The 14,674-nt window shown below is 71.3% G+C and carries 14 protein-coding genes; 8 read left to right on the top strand and 6 right to left on the bottom strand.

Annotated elements, in window-relative coordinates; translation table 11 throughout:
* Nucleotides 1–61: 61 nt before the first annotated feature.
* Nucleotides 62–349, bottom strand: a complete 288-nt coding sequence (gene paaB / locus AB0B86_RS03460) for a 1,2-phenylacetyl-CoA epoxidase subunit PaaB (protein WP_355027413.1) — start codon at nt 347–349, stop codon at nt 62–64.
* Nucleotides 346–1,422: a 1,2-phenylacetyl-CoA epoxidase subunit PaaA gene (gene paaA / locus AB0B86_RS03455; RefSeq protein WP_357404647.1), complete on the bottom strand. Its 1,077-nt coding sequence runs from the start codon at nt 1,420–1,422 to the stop codon at nt 346–348. Before paaA ends, paaB begins: the two co-directional genes overlap by 4 nt.
* 373 nt (nt 1,423–1,795) lie before the next feature.
* Here paaA and AB0B86_RS03450 point away from each other — a divergent pair, with 373 nt between their 5' ends.
* Together AB0B86_RS03450 and AB0B86_RS03445 are read left to right on the top strand one after the other, a co-directional pair.
* Entirely contained in the window at nt 1,796–2,785 is a 990-nt protein-coding gene (locus AB0B86_RS03450; protein ID WP_357404649.1) for a hypothetical protein, read from the top strand.
* Nucleotides 2,785–3,747, top strand: coding sequence for a hypothetical protein (locus tag AB0B86_RS03445; RefSeq protein WP_357415102.1), 963 nt, complete (start codon nt 2,785–2,787; stop codon nt 3,745–3,747). The genes AB0B86_RS03450 and AB0B86_RS03445 overlap by 1 nt, the downstream gene beginning before the upstream one ends.
* Before the next feature lie 107 nt (nt 3,748–3,854).
* Here the strand turns inward: AB0B86_RS03445 and AB0B86_RS03440 are convergent, their stop codons facing one another.
* Genes AB0B86_RS03440 through AB0B86_RS03430 form a run of 3 tightly spaced genes read right to left on the bottom strand, consistent with a single transcriptional unit; the run spans nt 3,855 to nt 6,675 of the window.
* Nucleotides 3,855–4,706 (bottom strand): menaquinone biosynthesis protein, encoded by an 852-nt coding sequence (locus tag AB0B86_RS03440; RefSeq protein WP_357404653.1) that lies wholly within the window; start codon nt 4,704–4,706, stop codon nt 3,855–3,857.
* Entirely contained in the window at nt 4,658–6,046 is a 1,389-nt protein-coding gene (locus AB0B86_RS03435) for an MFS transporter (protein ID WP_357415100.1), read from the bottom strand. Before AB0B86_RS03435 ends, AB0B86_RS03440 begins: the two co-directional genes overlap by 49 nt.
* Before the next feature lie 44 nt (nt 6,047–6,090).
* Nucleotides 6,091–6,675 (bottom strand): helix-turn-helix domain-containing protein, encoded by a 585-nt coding sequence (locus tag AB0B86_RS03430; protein WP_357404657.1) that lies wholly within the window; start codon nt 6,673–6,675, stop codon nt 6,091–6,093.
* A 240-nt stretch (nt 6,676–6,915) separates the two neighbouring features.
* On the opposite strand from AB0B86_RS03430, the gene AB0B86_RS03425 reads away from it, so the two are divergent.
* Both AB0B86_RS03425 and AB0B86_RS03420 read left to right on the top strand, forming a co-directional pair.
* On the top strand, nt 6,916–8,166 hold the full coding sequence (locus AB0B86_RS03425) for a DUF222 domain-containing protein (protein ID WP_357404659.1): 1,251 nt from the start codon (nt 6,916–6,918) through the stop codon (nt 8,164–8,166).
* 753 nt (nt 8,167–8,919) lie between these two features.
* Nucleotides 8,920–11,130, top strand: a complete 2,211-nt coding sequence (locus tag AB0B86_RS03420; protein WP_357415098.1) for an AAA family ATPase — start codon at nt 8,920–8,922, stop codon at nt 11,128–11,130.
* A gap of 21 nt (nt 11,131–11,151) precedes the next feature.
* Here AB0B86_RS03420 and AB0B86_RS03415 read toward each other — a convergent pair whose 3' ends face one another.
* Nucleotides 11,152–11,766 (bottom strand): hypothetical protein, encoded by a 615-nt coding sequence (locus AB0B86_RS03415; RefSeq protein WP_357404663.1) that lies wholly within the window; start codon nt 11,764–11,766, stop codon nt 11,152–11,154.
* Nucleotides 11,767–12,041: 275 nt separating this feature from the next.
* Between AB0B86_RS03415 and AB0B86_RS03410 the strand changes: the two genes are divergently transcribed.
* From AB0B86_RS03410 to AB0B86_RS03395, 4 genes are read left to right on the top strand one after another with little or no spacing between them, the layout of a single operon-like run.
* Nucleotides 12,042–12,680, top strand: a complete 639-nt coding sequence (locus AB0B86_RS03410) for a transporter (protein WP_357404664.1) — start codon at nt 12,042–12,044, stop codon at nt 12,678–12,680.
* Nucleotides 12,677–12,988, top strand: a complete 312-nt coding sequence (locus AB0B86_RS03405; RefSeq protein WP_357415096.1) for a transcriptional regulator — start codon at nt 12,677–12,679, stop codon at nt 12,986–12,988. Before AB0B86_RS03410 ends, AB0B86_RS03405 begins: the two co-directional genes overlap by 4 nt.
* The gene (locus tag AB0B86_RS03400; RefSeq protein ID WP_357404666.1) at nt 12,985–13,926 is read left to right on the top strand and encodes an ABC transporter ATP-binding protein; all 942 of its coding nucleotides are present in this window, start codon (nt 12,985–12,987) and stop codon (nt 13,924–13,926) included. The genes AB0B86_RS03405 and AB0B86_RS03400 overlap by 4 nt, the downstream gene beginning before the upstream one ends.
* A 10-nt stretch (nt 13,927–13,936) precedes the next feature.
* Nucleotides 13,937–14,674 (top strand): ABC transporter permease, encoded by a 738-nt coding sequence (locus tag AB0B86_RS03395; protein ID WP_357404668.1) that lies wholly within the window; start codon nt 13,937–13,939, stop codon nt 14,672–14,674.

Raw genomic sequence — 14,674 nt, 5'->3', positions numbered from 1 at the left:
ACCTCGCTGCGCTCGGCGGCCGCGCGAAGCGCCCCGCTGCTGAGCCGGCTGGTTCGCTCGCTCACAGGTGGGCCACCCCGTCCGGCACTTCGTAGAAGGTGGGGTGGCGGTAGACCTTGTCGGCGGCCGGGTCGAAGAAGGCGTCCTTCTCGTCGGGGCTGGACGCGGTGATCGCGCCGGCCGGCACCACCCAGATCGACACGCCCTCCTGGCGGCGGGTATACAGGTCCCGGGCGTTGCGCAGGGCCAGCTCCGCGTCGGGGGCGTGCAGGCTGCCGACGTGGGTGTGCGACAGCCCGCGACGGGCCCGCACGAAGACCTCCCAGAGCGGCGAGTGTTCGGTAGTCACGCGGCCACCTTCTCCTTCTGTTGCGCCCGCTTCGCGGCGTACGCCGCGGCGGCCTCGCGGACCCAGGCGCCCTCGGCGTGCGCCGCCCGGCGGTGGGCCATCCGCTCCCGGTTGCACGGCCCGTCGCCGGAGATCACCCGCAGCAGCTCGTCGTAGTCCGGCTGGGTGTAGTCGTACGCCTGCCGCTCCTCGTTCCAGCGCAGGTCCGGATCGGGGATGCGCACGCCGAGGATCTCGGCCTGCTGGACGCACATGTCGACGAAGCGTTGCCGCAGGTCGTCGTTCGAGAAACGCTTGATCTTCCAGGACATCGACTGGGCGGAGTGCGTGGAGTCGCCGTCCGGCGGGCCGAACATGGCAAGCGACGGGTACCACCAGCGGTCCACCGCGTCCTGGGCCATCGCCTGCTGCGCCGGGGTGCCGTGCGCGAGGGTGTGCAGGATCTCGTAGCCCTGCCGCTGGTGGAACGACTCCTCCTTGCAGACCCGGATCATCGCGCGGGCGTACGGGCCGTACGAGCAGCGGCACAGCGGCACCTGGTTGACGATCGCCGCGCCATCCACCAGCCAGCCGATCGCGCCCACGTCAGCCCAGCTAAGGGTGGGGTAGTTGAAGATCGAGCTGTACTTCTGGCGGCCGTCGAGCAGCAGCTGGACCAGCTCGTCACGGCTGATGCCGAGGGTCTCGGCGGCGGCGTAGAGGTAGAGGCCGTGACCCGCCTCGTCCTGCACCTTGGCCAGCAGGATCGCCTTGCGCTTCAGCGACGGCGCCCGACTGATCCAGTTGCCCTCCGGCTGCATGCCGATGATCTCCGAGTGGGCGTGCTGGGCGATCTGCCGGATCAGCGTCCGGCGGTAGGCGTCGGGCATCCAGTCGCGTGGCTCGATCTTCTGCTCGGCGTCGACCACCTCGGCGAAGTACGCCGCGAGGTCCTCGTCGGGCGCGGGTCCGCCACGCCGGCCGCGCGCCGCCGCCGCGCGTAGCTCCGCCTCGGCGGCCTCGACCTCACCCAGCAGACCGCCGGGCGCCTCGTCCGGGGCGCTGTTCGGGGCGGAGAAGTCGTTGCCATACATGAGGCTAAGTGTTACAGCTTGCGCCTCGTTGCACCAGGGCTGTGTAACAGGAATCCGCGCATCCCTTCCGTAGTCGTATGACTGCTTTGTGCTGCCTGGGCGTCGTCGGAACGCCGTGACTTGGGCCACGAAACAAAGGTGAAGCCCCGCAAAAACCTCATACCGGCCCCATATCCCGCCTTTATCGCAGGTTGCCTAGTGTCGAAGCCTGGCGTCCGGACGGTCCGGACGTAGACTTCTGCCGGACAACCGATCGGCTGCCGAACATCGACATCTCTACTGAGGCCATCTCCCCCGGCCTTGGCGATCGCACCCGATTCGTCCCGACGACAAGCCGGTCCCCCCGGCCCTGACACCTGGAGTTCACCCACTCATGCGATCTCGCGTGACCCTGGTGCTCGCCATCACGGCAGTCGTGCTCGGCGGCGTCCTGCTGGTCCCCACCGCGTACGCCCGACTCGCCAGCGACGACAGCGGCGGAGGTGGCGGTGGTGGCACGTCAAACGTCGCCGCGCCCGCACCCACGCCACCGCCGCCGCCCACCCTGGCGGCCGGTCCGGTGTCGGTGAACTTCCAGGGCGACTTCTTCTCGTGGGCACTGCTGGATCGGCAGACCGGCAAGATCTCCGGGTCACCGAACATGACGGCGACCAGCTCCACCGAGTCGATGATCAAGGCGTGGATCGTGTCGGACTATCTGCGCCAGCTCGGCGACCGGGAGCCGCCCCCGCCGTTGAAGAAGGCCGCCAGCCTCGCCATCCGGGAAAGCAACGACACGGCGGCCAACCAGGTCTACGCCGCCGCGGGTGGCTCGTACCGGGTGCCGCCGAACGGGCAGCCGGGTCCGGTCATCCAGCGGGCGATCAAGATCTGCGGGTTGACCGACACCAAGCGTGGCAACGTGCCGAAGTACGAGGGCTGGTGGAGCTACACCCGGATGTCCCCCCGCGACGCGGTCCGAGTCGGTGACTGCATCGCCGACGGCAAGGCCGCCGGCCCGAAGTGGACCAAGTGGGTGCTCAGTGAGATGAGCAAGGTCACGGGCAGCACCGCAGCCAAGGACCAGAAGTCCGATTCCGGTGGCGGCCGCTGGGGGATCATCGACGGTCTCCCCACGTCGATCACCTCGCAGGGGCCGGTCAGCATCAAGAACGGCTGGACCCCGATCTATGACGAAGGCAACTGGCACGTCAACTGCCTCGCCGTCACCAGCAGGTGGAGCCTCGCGGTGATGCTGCGCTACCCGATCCGGGCCGGCCTGGACTACGGTGCGAAGGTCTGCGCCAGCGTGGCCACCCAACTGGTCACCCCGCAGCCCGGTGCCGCGCTCAAGGTGCCGCAGCAGCCGGTCGGGAAGCTCTGATGGCCGGCACCCGTCGGGGAAACCGCCGCGGCGACGGCGATGCCTCCCCGATGCGGCTGATCGCCATCGCGGTCATCCTCATCGGCCTGGTGCTGGTGTCGCTGCGACTGTTGCCCGGGTCGCCGTTCGAGTCGGCAGCCGTCGCCAAGTGGGGCGACGCCGGCTCCAGCACGAGCGACCGCCCCACCGGCGCAGGCGCCAACCGAAGCGCCCGCCAGCCGTCCTCGCCGGCACCGAGCCCCAGCCCGGAGCTGGAGCCGCTGCCGTTCGTCGCCAAGGACCTCAAGCTCGACATCGAGGGCTGGTACGCCTGGAGCGTGCTGGACCGTCGAACCGGAAAGATCATCGGTTCGAAGAACATGGACGAGACCAGCACGACCGCCTCGATGATCAAGGCGTGGATCGTCGCGGACTACCTGCGTCGCGCGGCCGACGCCGGCCAGACCCCGAGCGACGCGAAGCTCGCCGACGCGACCCGGATCATCCGGGACAGTGACAACACCCGGGCCGAGCAGTTCTACAACCTGGTCGGCCGGGACGCCTCGATCAAGCGTCTGATCTCCATGTGCGAGCTGACCGACAGCAGCGTCGCCCCCGACAAGGGCTGGAGCCGGACGGCGCTCTCACCCCGGGACACCGCCCGGCTGGGCAACTGCATCGCCACCGGCACCGCCGCCGGGCCGAAGTGGACCAAGTGGCTGCTCAACGAGATGAAGCTGGTCCGCGGCGCCGGTGACTTCGGCATCCGCAAGGCCTTCCCGGCCGCCGAGCAGAAGCAGATCGCCATCAAGAACGGGTGGATCGACCGGACCCAGGAGCAGGAGATGCACATCAACTGCCTGGCCATCGGCGACACCTGGACGATGGGCGTGATGGTCAAGTACCCGATCAACATGGGCTACGACTACGGCATGAAGAACTGCGAAAAGATCACCGAGGCGCTGCTGCGCCCCGGCACCTGAGCCGTACGCCTTCCCGTCGACCCGCCCGACCAGGCTGCTGGTCGGGCGGTTCGCGCCGGCCGTACCCCGGAAAGCGCCGATCGCTCAGCGCGCCGCCGCCCCGGCGCTCAGCCGGCGAAGAACTCGGGGCCGCCGTCCGGCAGTGCCGGGGCCTCGCCGATCGCGGTGGCCCGCCGGGCCCACTCGCGCAGCCCGGCGACCTGCCGGTCACCAAGGGAGAAGTCCAGGGTCCGGAAGTACGTGGCGAGCGTCGCCGCGTCGAACGTCTCCCAGCGGGCCGCGGCCTCGGCGACCTGGTCCAGCTCGGCCAGGCAGAGGTCCCGCGAGCGCAGGAACGCCTCGTGTACCTCCTTGACCAGACCCGGGTGGGCGGCGGCAAAATCGCGACGGACCGCCCAGACGGCGAAGACCATCGGCAGACCGGTCCACTCCCGCCACGCCTGCCCGAGATCGGTGACGATGAGGCCGCGCTGCGGCGCCTCGTAGTACGCCCGCAGCGCCACGTCCCCGATCAGCACCGCGGCGTCGGCCTCCAGCAGCATCTGCGTCAGGTCCGGTGGGCAACGGAAGTATTCGGGCCGCACGTCGTACCGCTCGGCGAGCAGCAACTGCGCCGTCATCACGCCGGTCCGCGAGGTCGAGCCGAGCGCCACCCGGGCGCCGTCCAGCTCGGCGAGAGGCCGGGTGGAGACCATGTTGACCGAGAGCACCGGCCCGTCACTGCCCACCGCCAGGTCCGGCAGCAGGAGCAGCTCGTCGGCGTGCTTCAGGTATTCCAGCAGGGTGATCGGGCCGATGTCGAGGTCACCGGCGACCAGCGCCGCGCTCAGCAGGTCCGGCGAATCTTTCTGCAGGTCGACGTCGAGCAGGGCCCCGGAGCGCATCAGACCCCAGTAGATCGGCAGGCAGTTCAGGAATTGGATGTGCCCGACCCGCGGGCGTGCGATGCGCTCAGCCATGACCCGACCGTATCCCCGGCCTCCGGATCCGGCTCGGCGGGTCGCCCCGGAGTGGCAAAGCCCCCATCGGGCCTGGTCGTCGGCGGCTGTCCCCGGTCCGGCGCTACCGGCCGCCGGCGTCGCACCGCCACGGCCGCGACCGGCACGAACAGCAGCACCACAAGCAGCCCTAACACTCCGGCACCGGCGATCAGTGGGCGCGGCGCGACGGCAGTGAGCAACGCCCCGCCGCCGAGAAACCCGACAATCGAACCACCCTGGACCGCCGCGCCGTAGCTGGCGTACGCCCGGGCGCGCACCGCCTCCGGGACCCGCCGAGTGGTGAGCAGGTTGGCGAAGACGTTGTCGCCACCGTTGGCCGCGCCGCCCACCAGCCAGAGCGGCACCAGAAGGAACGCCCCCGGCACCGTCGAGGCGAGCAGCACCATCAGGCTGCACACGCCGAGGGTGGCCAGCACCCCGCGTACCAACGCGCCGTCGTCGTCGAGCCGGTTGGCGACCCGCGCGGCGAGCCAGGCGCCGGGCAGCATGCCGGCCATCCACGCGGCGGTGACCAGACCGTACGTGGTGGCTGATCCGCCCAGCGTCTCCCGGATGAAGAAGACCTCGACCACGTTGATGCAGCCGATCGCCGCGATCACCACGGCGGTGCTAACCACCATGAGGAGCATCAGCGGGTCCTGGCGCAGCCGCCAGACGACAGCCGTGCCCACCGGGTCTGCCGTGCCGCCGGGGACGGTCCGGCCCGGCACGGCGACGGGCCCGCGACCTCCGCGCCGAGTCCGCAGCCGCAGGCCCGCGACCACGAGCGCCAGGTAGGTAGCGGCATCGAGAAGCAGGGGTACGCGGGTGCCGAACTGCCCGACCAGCAGCCCGGCCAGCACCGGGCCGCCGAGCGCGCCGAGCGAGAGCGCGGTCTGGCTGATCGCGCTCGCGCGTGGCAGGTCGGCCGGACGGACCATCGCCGGCAGGAGCGCTGCCAGGCAGGGTTGGGTCACCGCGAGCCCGCAGGCCAGGAGGGCGACGAGCCCCACCACGAGGACCGGGCGCTCGACGACGGCGAGGAGCGCGCAGACCGCGGCCTGGAGCAGGCCGATGGTCACCAGCAGGGTACGACTGTCCACCCGGTCGGCGACCCGGCCAGCAAGCGGGGCGAGCACCACCAGGGGCAGGGTGGCCGCCAGAAGCAGCCCCGACACGGCGAGCCCGCCGGCTCCGGCGCCCTGCAGGGCAAGCGCCAACGCCGTGGCGGCGAGGAAGTCGCCGCAGATCGTGGTGCCCCGAGCGGTGGCGGCAAGCCAGACGTCGGACCAGCGCGACTCCTCAGATGCGAAGGACATACTTCGAAAATAATCCTTCACAACTGCCCAGCGCAATCCCCCGGCTACGCCAGCGGCACCGTCCGGTATTGCACAGCGACAGTGCGCGCGCCCTGCGGCGGATCGGCCTCGCGTCGTCGCGCCTGGTAGGGCCGCAGCAACGCCAGGACCGCCTCGTTCAGCCCCGCCAACTCTTCGGCCGTCAGCAGCAGCAGCGTGTCGTTGAACAGCGCGTTGTCGTACCACTCGGCGGGCTCGTCCCCAGCGCGCCGCGACCAGTCCCGAACCCGCTCCATGGCACGAGCCGCGTACGCCTCCACCACCGCCTGCTCGGCCGCACGCGCCGCAGGCCCGGCGTCGCGTCCCGCGTCGACGCGCAAACCGGCACTCCGCACGCGCCACACCCGCTCGCGCGCGTCCCCCCGGCTCGGCGCCTGCTCGACCAGGCCGAACTTCGCCAACTCCCGCAGGTGGTAACTGGTCGCGCTCGGCGACAGCCCGACCACCTCCGCGCACTCGGTGGCAGTGCCGCCACCATCGCGGGCAGCCAGGTATTCCATGAGGGCTATCCGGGCCGGATGGGCCAGCGCCCGCATCACCTGCGGATCACTGATCGCCGTCCGGCGCGAATCGGGCCGAGCCTCGGTCATGAACCCATGATCCCGGCAGGCTCCCCAACCTGCCATCACCCCCATGTTCGACCCGTTCCACCCGGCGTCGCCACCCGGGCTGGTGGGCTGCTCAGCGCGGCGCTGGCCGGCGCAGTGCTGGCCCGGCGCGGCGCTGACCCGGCGCGACGTGATCTGTGCGCTCAAAGATCGACGAATCCGGTTCCATTCCGTGCTGGCCGGCCCCCCGAAAGTGTCGTACACCAGTTCTATTGTGGTGTCATGTTGAGGGCGTTGGCGCAGCTCGGCGGTGCGGTGGACGACTGCGCCGAGACTGCTCTCTGGGGGCTCTCCGACGCCGAGCTGCTCGCCGCACTCGATGCGACCCAGGTGTTGGCGCAGCGGTTGGCCACCATTCAGCTCGGGCTGATCCGCGAGGTGGACGGCCGTGGCCTGGCGGTCACCCAGGGCGCTTCGTCCACCGCCGTCTGGCTGCGGGAGCGGCTCCGACTCTCCGGTCGTTCCGCGCGCCAACTGGTCCAGCTCGCCACCACCGTCGATGCCGCGCCAGCAGCGGTGCGCGACGCGCTGCTCAGCGGCGCCATCACCGTCGAGCAGGGTCGAGTGGTGGCCGAGACGATTGCCGCCCTCCCGGTGGAGGCCGGCCCGGAGGTGGCGGACAAGGCCACCCAACTCCTGGTCGCTTGGGCCGACCGGTTCGACCCGACCATCCTGAGCCGGCTCGGCGAGCGCGTCCTCACGCACGTCGCACCGGATCTCGCCGACCAGGCTGAGCTGAAGGCTCTCCAACGGGCCACCGAGCGGGCCGAGGCCCGCCGGCACGTCACGCTCTCCGAGCAACAAAACGGTCAGGTACGCCTCAGCGGCAACCTCGACACCGAAACCGCAAGCCTGCTACGTGAGGCGATCGACCCGCTCTGCGCCCCGGCCGGTGAGCACGATGACCGCAGTCCAGGTCAGCGCCGCGCCGACGCGCTGGGCGAGATCTGTCGGTTGGCGCTGCGCACGGGTCAGCTGCCCGACAGCGGCGGAGACCGGCCGCAACTCGTGGTGACCGTGTCGCTCGACGATCTGGTCAACGGCGTACGCGCCGGCACATTGGAGACCGGAGCCCGCCTCACGCCGGGTGCGGTCCGTCGCCTCGCCTGCGACGCCAACCTGTTGCCGGCTGTGCTGGGCGGCAACAGTCAGGTCCTGGACGTCGGTCGCCAACGCCGGCTCTTCACCGGCCCGCTGAGGCGTGCGCTCGTGCTACGCGACGGCGGTTGCGCCTTCCCTGGCTGTGATCGGCCGCCGCGATGGTGCGACGGTCACCATGTCCGGCACTGGGCCGACGGTGGGACGACAGCGCTGGGCAATGCCGTGCTGCTCTGCGGCTACCACCACCGGTTCGTCCATCGTGGCGACTGGACCGTCCGCATCGGGCCCGATGGCGGGCCGGAATTTCTCCCGCCCAGCTGGCTCGACCCCCTGCGCACACCACGCCGCAACCTCTATCACCGGCGCTGCTGATACCCGGCGCACACATGCCGCCGCCAGCCGAGAGCGAGATCAACCACACGGGCCCGACCGATGACGTCCGGGCAGGGATGGCCGGCGTACTCGTATGGAGGTGCTTCCACGGCCAGCAGCCTGCCTGTCCGGGCGTGCCAACCGCCTGGTATCGCGCACTGCGCCGCGCCACACCACGGACCGCACGCCCCACGCACCGCACCGCACCGCACCGCACCGCACCGCACCGGGCACCGCACCGCACCGCACAACACCGCGCACCGCACCGCACAACACCGCGCACCGCACCACGCCAAGCCAGCGCGCCACGCACGCAGGGCACGCAGCGCACGCAGCGCACGCAGGGCACGCAGCGCACGCAGCGCACGCAGGGCACGCAGCGCACGCAGGGCACGCAGGGCACGCAGGGCACGCAGGGCACGCAGCGCACGCAGGGCACGCAGCGCGCAACGCACGCAGCGCGCAACCACCGCACCGGGCAGCCACTGCGCCGCACCGCCGTACCCGGTGAGACGCCCACCGCGTTACTGCCCGACGACACGCCCACTTTCGTGCGCCGCGCCCGGCCACGCCCTCTCCTACGGATGGTTGCGTGGGTAATTCGGTGGATCAGACGGGCTTGAGAGCGTAGGGTTGCAGCCCGCTTGACGGCCGAGGTGAGCTGCACCGGAACGGACGTCATCGCGCCGGGCGGGCGGCCATCCGCCCCCGGACACGCGAGCGCGCAGCAGATGTGAACGATAGGACGTCAGCATGCCCGCACTTGACCTCGACACCGATCTGTCCGCCGAACGCGCACACCTGGCAGCATCGCGAGCCGCGCTGCGGCGAATGCGGGACCGGGCCGAAGCCCTCTTCGCCACCGGTGACCAGGTGGCCGGCGATGCGTACGCGGCGGAGACCCTCGGCCGCACCCTGGCCCGCCGCGTAGCCGAGCTGGCCGACGACCCGACGACGCCCCTGTTCTTCGGCCGTCTCGACTTCGCCGAGTCCACAGACCCCGACGGCACGAGCACCGACACCAGCAGCGGGAGCACCGGTGGCAGCCGCACCACGCACGGCAGCACCACCCATGGCAGCACCGCCACCGGCAGCACCGGGAGCAGGGCCGGCGACGGGGATCCCGACGCGGGTGTGCGCAGTTCGGATCATGACGGTCGGCGGTACCACGTGGGGAGGCGGCATGTCGCCGACGACCGTGGCGAGCCGTTGGTGTTGGACTGGCGAGCCCCGGTCTCGCGGTCGTTCTACCAGGCCAGCGCTCGGGACCCGCAGGGAGTGGCGGTCCGGCGACGGTTCGGGTTCAGCAACGGGGTGTTGACCAGTTTCGAGGATGAGCGGCTCGATCGGGGCGAAGAGCTCGGTACGACAAGTCGGATCCTCACCGCCGAGATCGAGCGACCGCGCGTCGGGCCGATGCGGGACATCGTGGCCACGATTCAGCCGGAGCAGGACGAGTTGGTCCGGGCCGACCTCGCCGACTCGATCTGCGTGCAGGGCGCGCCGGGCACCGGGAAGACGGCTGTCGGCCTGCACCGGGCCGCGTACCTGCTCTACCTGCACCGGGAGCGGTTGCGTCGGGCGGGTGTGTTGATCGTCGGGCCGAACCGGGCGTTCCTGTCGTACATCGCGGCGGTGCTGCCGGCGCTCGGTGAGGTGGAGGTCGAGCAGGCCACCGTCGAGGATTTGATCTCGCGGGTGCCGGTCCGGGCGGTCGAGGCGCCGGCGGTCGCCGCGCTCAAGCATGACGTGCGGATGGCCGAGGTGTTGCGGCGCGCGGTACAGGCGCAGATCGCCACACCGACCGAGTCGATCACCGTGTCCGACGGCTCTTTCCGGTGGCGGATCGGGCTGGAGCCGCTGCACCGGATCATCGAGGAGACCCGCCGGGAAGGGCTGCCGTACGGCACCGGTCGGGAGCGGGTCCGCGCCAGAGTGGTGAGCCTGCTGCAACGACAGGCCGAGGCACGGCGGGCGGAGTCGCCGAGCGATGCCTGGTTGCGTCGGATGGGCCGCTGCCGACCGGTGGTCGACCTCCTGGACGCGGTCTGGCCGGTACTCACCCCGGAAGGGCTGGTGCACGGTCTGCTCGCCGACCCGGCCCGGCTCGCCGCGGCGGCGGACGGGCTGCTCAGTGAGGACGAGCAGGCGCTGCTGAGCTGGGCGAAGCCGGCCCGCACCGCGAAGGCGACCCGGTGGACCGCCGCCGACGCCGTGTTGATCGACGAGGCGGCCGGGCTGTTGGAACGGCCCTCCGGCTTCGGGCATGTGGTGGTGGACGAGGCGCAGGACCTCTCCCCGATGCAGTGTCGGGCCATCGCCCGGCGCAGCGAGCACGGCTCGGTCACCCTCCTCGGCGACCTCGCCCAGGGCACCGCGCCGTGGGCCGCGACGGACTGGCGGGAATCCCTCGTCCACCTGGGCAAACCGGACGCCGTGGTGGTCCCGTTGACTGTCGGGTTCCGGGTGCCCGCAGCTGTGGTCGCGTTCGCGAACCTGCTGCTGCCGGCGCTCGCGGTGGACGTACCGCTGGCCGAGTCGCTGCGCCACGACGGCGGGCTGGACGTGCGTACCGTGACCGACCTGGTCGCGGAGACGGTGGCGGAGGTGCGGGCGGCGCTCGCCCACGACGGCTCGGTCGGGGTGATCGCCGCGGACGACGCTGTCGACGGGCTGCGCGCGGCGCTTGCCGACGCCGGTGTCGCGACCGCGACCGCCGACGACGTGGCGACCGCGGAGCGGGTCACCGTGGTGCCCGCGACGCTCGTCAAGGGCCTGGAGTACGACCACGTGGTGGTGGTCGAGCCGGCCGCGATCGTCGCGGCCGAGCCGCGCGGGCTGCACCGGTTGTACGTGGTACTCACCCGGGCGGTGTCCCGATTGGCGGTGCTGCACCACGAGCCGCTTCCGGCCCCGCTGCTGACCACACACGTGGTGACCAGCCCAGCGACCGCCAACGGCTGACCGGCCCGTGCGGGGTCTGGGCTAGCGGGTCGTCAGGGCCGAGGCGATCCCGCGTAGCGGCTTGCCCGGCTCGGCGATCGGCACGACGAACGCCAACCAGGAGCCGTCGGTGAACTCGATTCGGAGTCGCTTCGGGTTGAGCCGGTGCCAGCCCACCCGCGCGTCCGCCACCGCGGACCGGGGCGCTGACCAGACCACCTGGGTCTCGGCTGCCGCCCGATCGTCGTCGGCCTGGCTCGACCAGAGCTTCAGCGGACCGGACGCGCACACGAGCAACCGCCGGTCGGTGACGGCGAGGATGGTGTCGTCGATTGTGGTCACCGGTGGCACTGGACGCCGGGAGTATCGCAGGGTGGACGCGGCCGAGCCCGGTGCACCTCGCCCGGCGACCCCGTAGGCGACGCGGTCGACGATCCGGTCCCCGGCCGAGAAGGAGATCAGCGGCGAGACCAGGTTGAGCAGTGCCCCGAGGGCGACGCCGCGCCGACTGATCTTTGACGACGACTCCGGGCTCACCTCGACCGGAGGATCCGCCGGCAGGACACCCTGCGCGATCGACGTCTTCGCGATGGCGAGGACTCGTTCGCCCGGCTCGACGAGTTGGTTGAGTCGTTCCTGGTAGATCACCTCGGACATCGGCTCAGCACCAGCCCGGGCGATCGTCGGCCGGGCGACTGCCGTCGGGTGCGTCGGCGGTCACCACGCCCACCAGTTCGCGTCCCCGGGTGGCGCGGTCAGCGCCTCCGGCTGGGACCGAGAGCTCCCTCGGGCTCGACACGGATCCTCCCCTGTGGCCTGTGCGACGGATCAGTCGCTACGACTCACCACCATAGGCACTGACCGCCGCGACCGGGGACCCGCCCGCGAGTACGGGGCAACCCGTCTCGACTTTGTCCCGTAAAGTAGTTTGCGTGAACCCAGACGACGATCTGCCGCCGACCGACGCCGCGGCGGCGCTCCGACTGATCGAAGACCAGCGGTCGGCGACGGTACGCCGGCTCGACCCCGACGCCCGCATGCTCTACTGGCCGTGGGGAATCGCCTGGCTCGTCGGTTTCGGGCTGTTCTTCCTGCGGTTCCCACCCGGCGACCGGGAACTGCTCGCCCTGCCCACCTGGCTGCCGCTGACGGTTCTCTTCACGCTGCTCGTGGTCGCCGGCGCGATCCAGGCGGTGGTCAGCACCCGCGCCTACGGTCAGGTGATCGGTGACTCCGCCCGGCGTGGCCGCTGGTACGGGTGCGCCTGGGGTCTGGGTTCGGTAAGCATCTACGCCGGGCTCGGCCAGATCTCCGAGCACCTGCCACACGACCTGGCGGCACTACTCTGGTCGGCCACCGCCGTCGGACTGACCGGCGCGCTGCACATGGCCGGCGGGGCGGTCTGGTTGGACCGGGACCTGTTCCGGCTGGGCGTCTGGATCAGCGTGATCAACCTGGTCGGCGCACTGGCCGGTCCGGGCTGGCACGCACTTGTCGTCGCGGTGGCCGGCGGCGGGGGGATCCTGGTCGCCGGCGCACTCGCCCGACGGCGACAGCGTACGCGCCCGTGACCGAACTGGATCCGGTCATCCACGCGCAGGCCCGACTGCGGGTGGTCGCCAGCCTCTCCGCCCTCGGCGACGGCGATCGGATCGCGTTCCCGCGCTTGCAGGAACTGCTGGAGATGACCGCCGGCAACCTCTCCGTGCACCTGCGCAAGCTCGAGGAGGCCGGCTACGTGGAGATCAGCAAGACCCACCGTGGGCGTACACCGGCGACCCTGGTCCAGCTCAGCCGGCGCGGCCGGTTGGCGTTCGAGGAGTACACCGAAGCGATCCGCGCCCTGCTCGACCCCACCCCGTCAAAGGAGCAGTCATGACCCTCCTCCGCGCCGACCAGGCCAGCCGCCGGTACGGCGACGTCCTCGCCCTCGACCGCGTCGACCTGGAAGTCCGGGCCGGTGAGCTGGTCGGCCTGCTCGGGCCCAACGGTGCCGGCAAGAGCACCCTGATGAACCTGCTCGTCGGCCTGCGCCGTCCCACCTCGGGGCGGGTCGAACTGTTCGGCCAGGACCCCCGCGACCCGGCGAGCCGCCGGCAGATCGGGGTCACTCCACAGGAGACCGGCCTGCCGGGCACGCTGCGCGTCGGTGAGGTCGTGGACTTCGTCTCCGCGCACTACCCGGACCCGGTCCCCCGCGCGGAGTTGCTCGACCGCTTCGGTCTGGGCGAGCTGGCCCGACGGCAGACCGGTGGGCTCTCCGGTGGGCAGCGCCGTCGGCTGGCGGTGGCGCTGGCGTTCGTCGGCCGGCCCCGCCTGGTGCTGCTCGACGAACCGACCACCGGACTGGACGTGGCCGCCCGGCACACCCTGTGGGAGGCGATCCGCGCGTTCCACGCCGACGGCGGCACAGTGCTGCTGAGCAGCCACTACCTGGAGGAGGTGGAGGCGCTGGCCCACCGGGTGGTCGTCATCGGGCAGGGCCGGGTGCTCGCCGACGACACTGTGGACGCGGTACGCGGCATCGTCGGCGTACGCCGGGTCAGCCTCGTCACCGACGACCTCCCCGACCTGCCCGGGGTCGTTCGTAGTGAACGCGTCGACGGGCGGCTGCACCTGCTCACCACCGACGCCGACGAGCTGGTCCGCGCGCTGGTCACGGCCGGGACCAGGTTCACCGACCTGGAGGTACGGCCGACCTCGCTCGAGGAGGCGTTCCTCGCCATCACCAGCGGGGACACGCCCGGCGGAGAGCAACCGACAAACCAGGGCCAGCCCGCCACCGCCGCTGCCGGCGGCCTATCCACCACCCTCTGAGGAGGCCACCGTGCAGCTCGCCCTGGTCCACGCCCGCTACCAACTCCTGGAGATCATCCGGATCCCGGTGGCCGTTGTCGGCAGCGCCTTCTTCCCGGCCGCCGCCATGATCTTCTTCGTGGTGCCGTTCGCCGGCGACGACTCGGCCGGTGCCACCTTCGCCACCGCGTCGATGGTCACCTTCTCGGTGATGAGCGCCAACATCTTCCAGTACGGGGTCGGCGTCGCCGAGGACCGCGACCAGCCGTGGAACCCGTACACCCGGACCCTGCCGGCCGGGTCGGCGCCCCGCTTCGCCGGCCGGGTGCTTGCCGGTCTGGCACTCACGTACCTCTCACTGATTCCGGTGGTGGTCATCGGCGCGACGCTCACCGCGGCCCGGATCACCCCGGCGGCGTTCCTGCTGACCGCCGTCACGGTGGCCGTCATCTCGGTGCCGTTCACGCTGATGGGCCTGGCCATCGGCTACTCGCTGCCGAGCAAGGCCGCGATCGTGGTGGCCCAGGTGGTCTTCCTGCCGCTCGCGTTCGGCGGCGGGCTGCTCTCCGCGCCGGGAGAGGCGCCCGGGTTCATCGAGACGATCGCACCGTTCCTGCCCACCCGGGGGGCGGCCGAACTGATGTGGTCGGCGGTCGGTGACTACCCCGTCGAGCCACTGGCAATGATCATGCTCGGTGTCTGGGTGGTGCTGCTCGCCGCGCTCGCCGCCTGGGCGTACCGACGGGACGAGGGTCGCCGGTTCAGCTGA

This window comes from Micromonospora sp. NPDC049047, assembly GCF_040649135.1.
GTDB lineage: Bacteria > Actinomycetota > Actinomycetes > Mycobacteriales > Micromonosporaceae > Micromonospora.
Note: the sequence above shows the minus strand (reverse complement) of the source record. Positions and strands in the feature narration are given on the sequence as shown.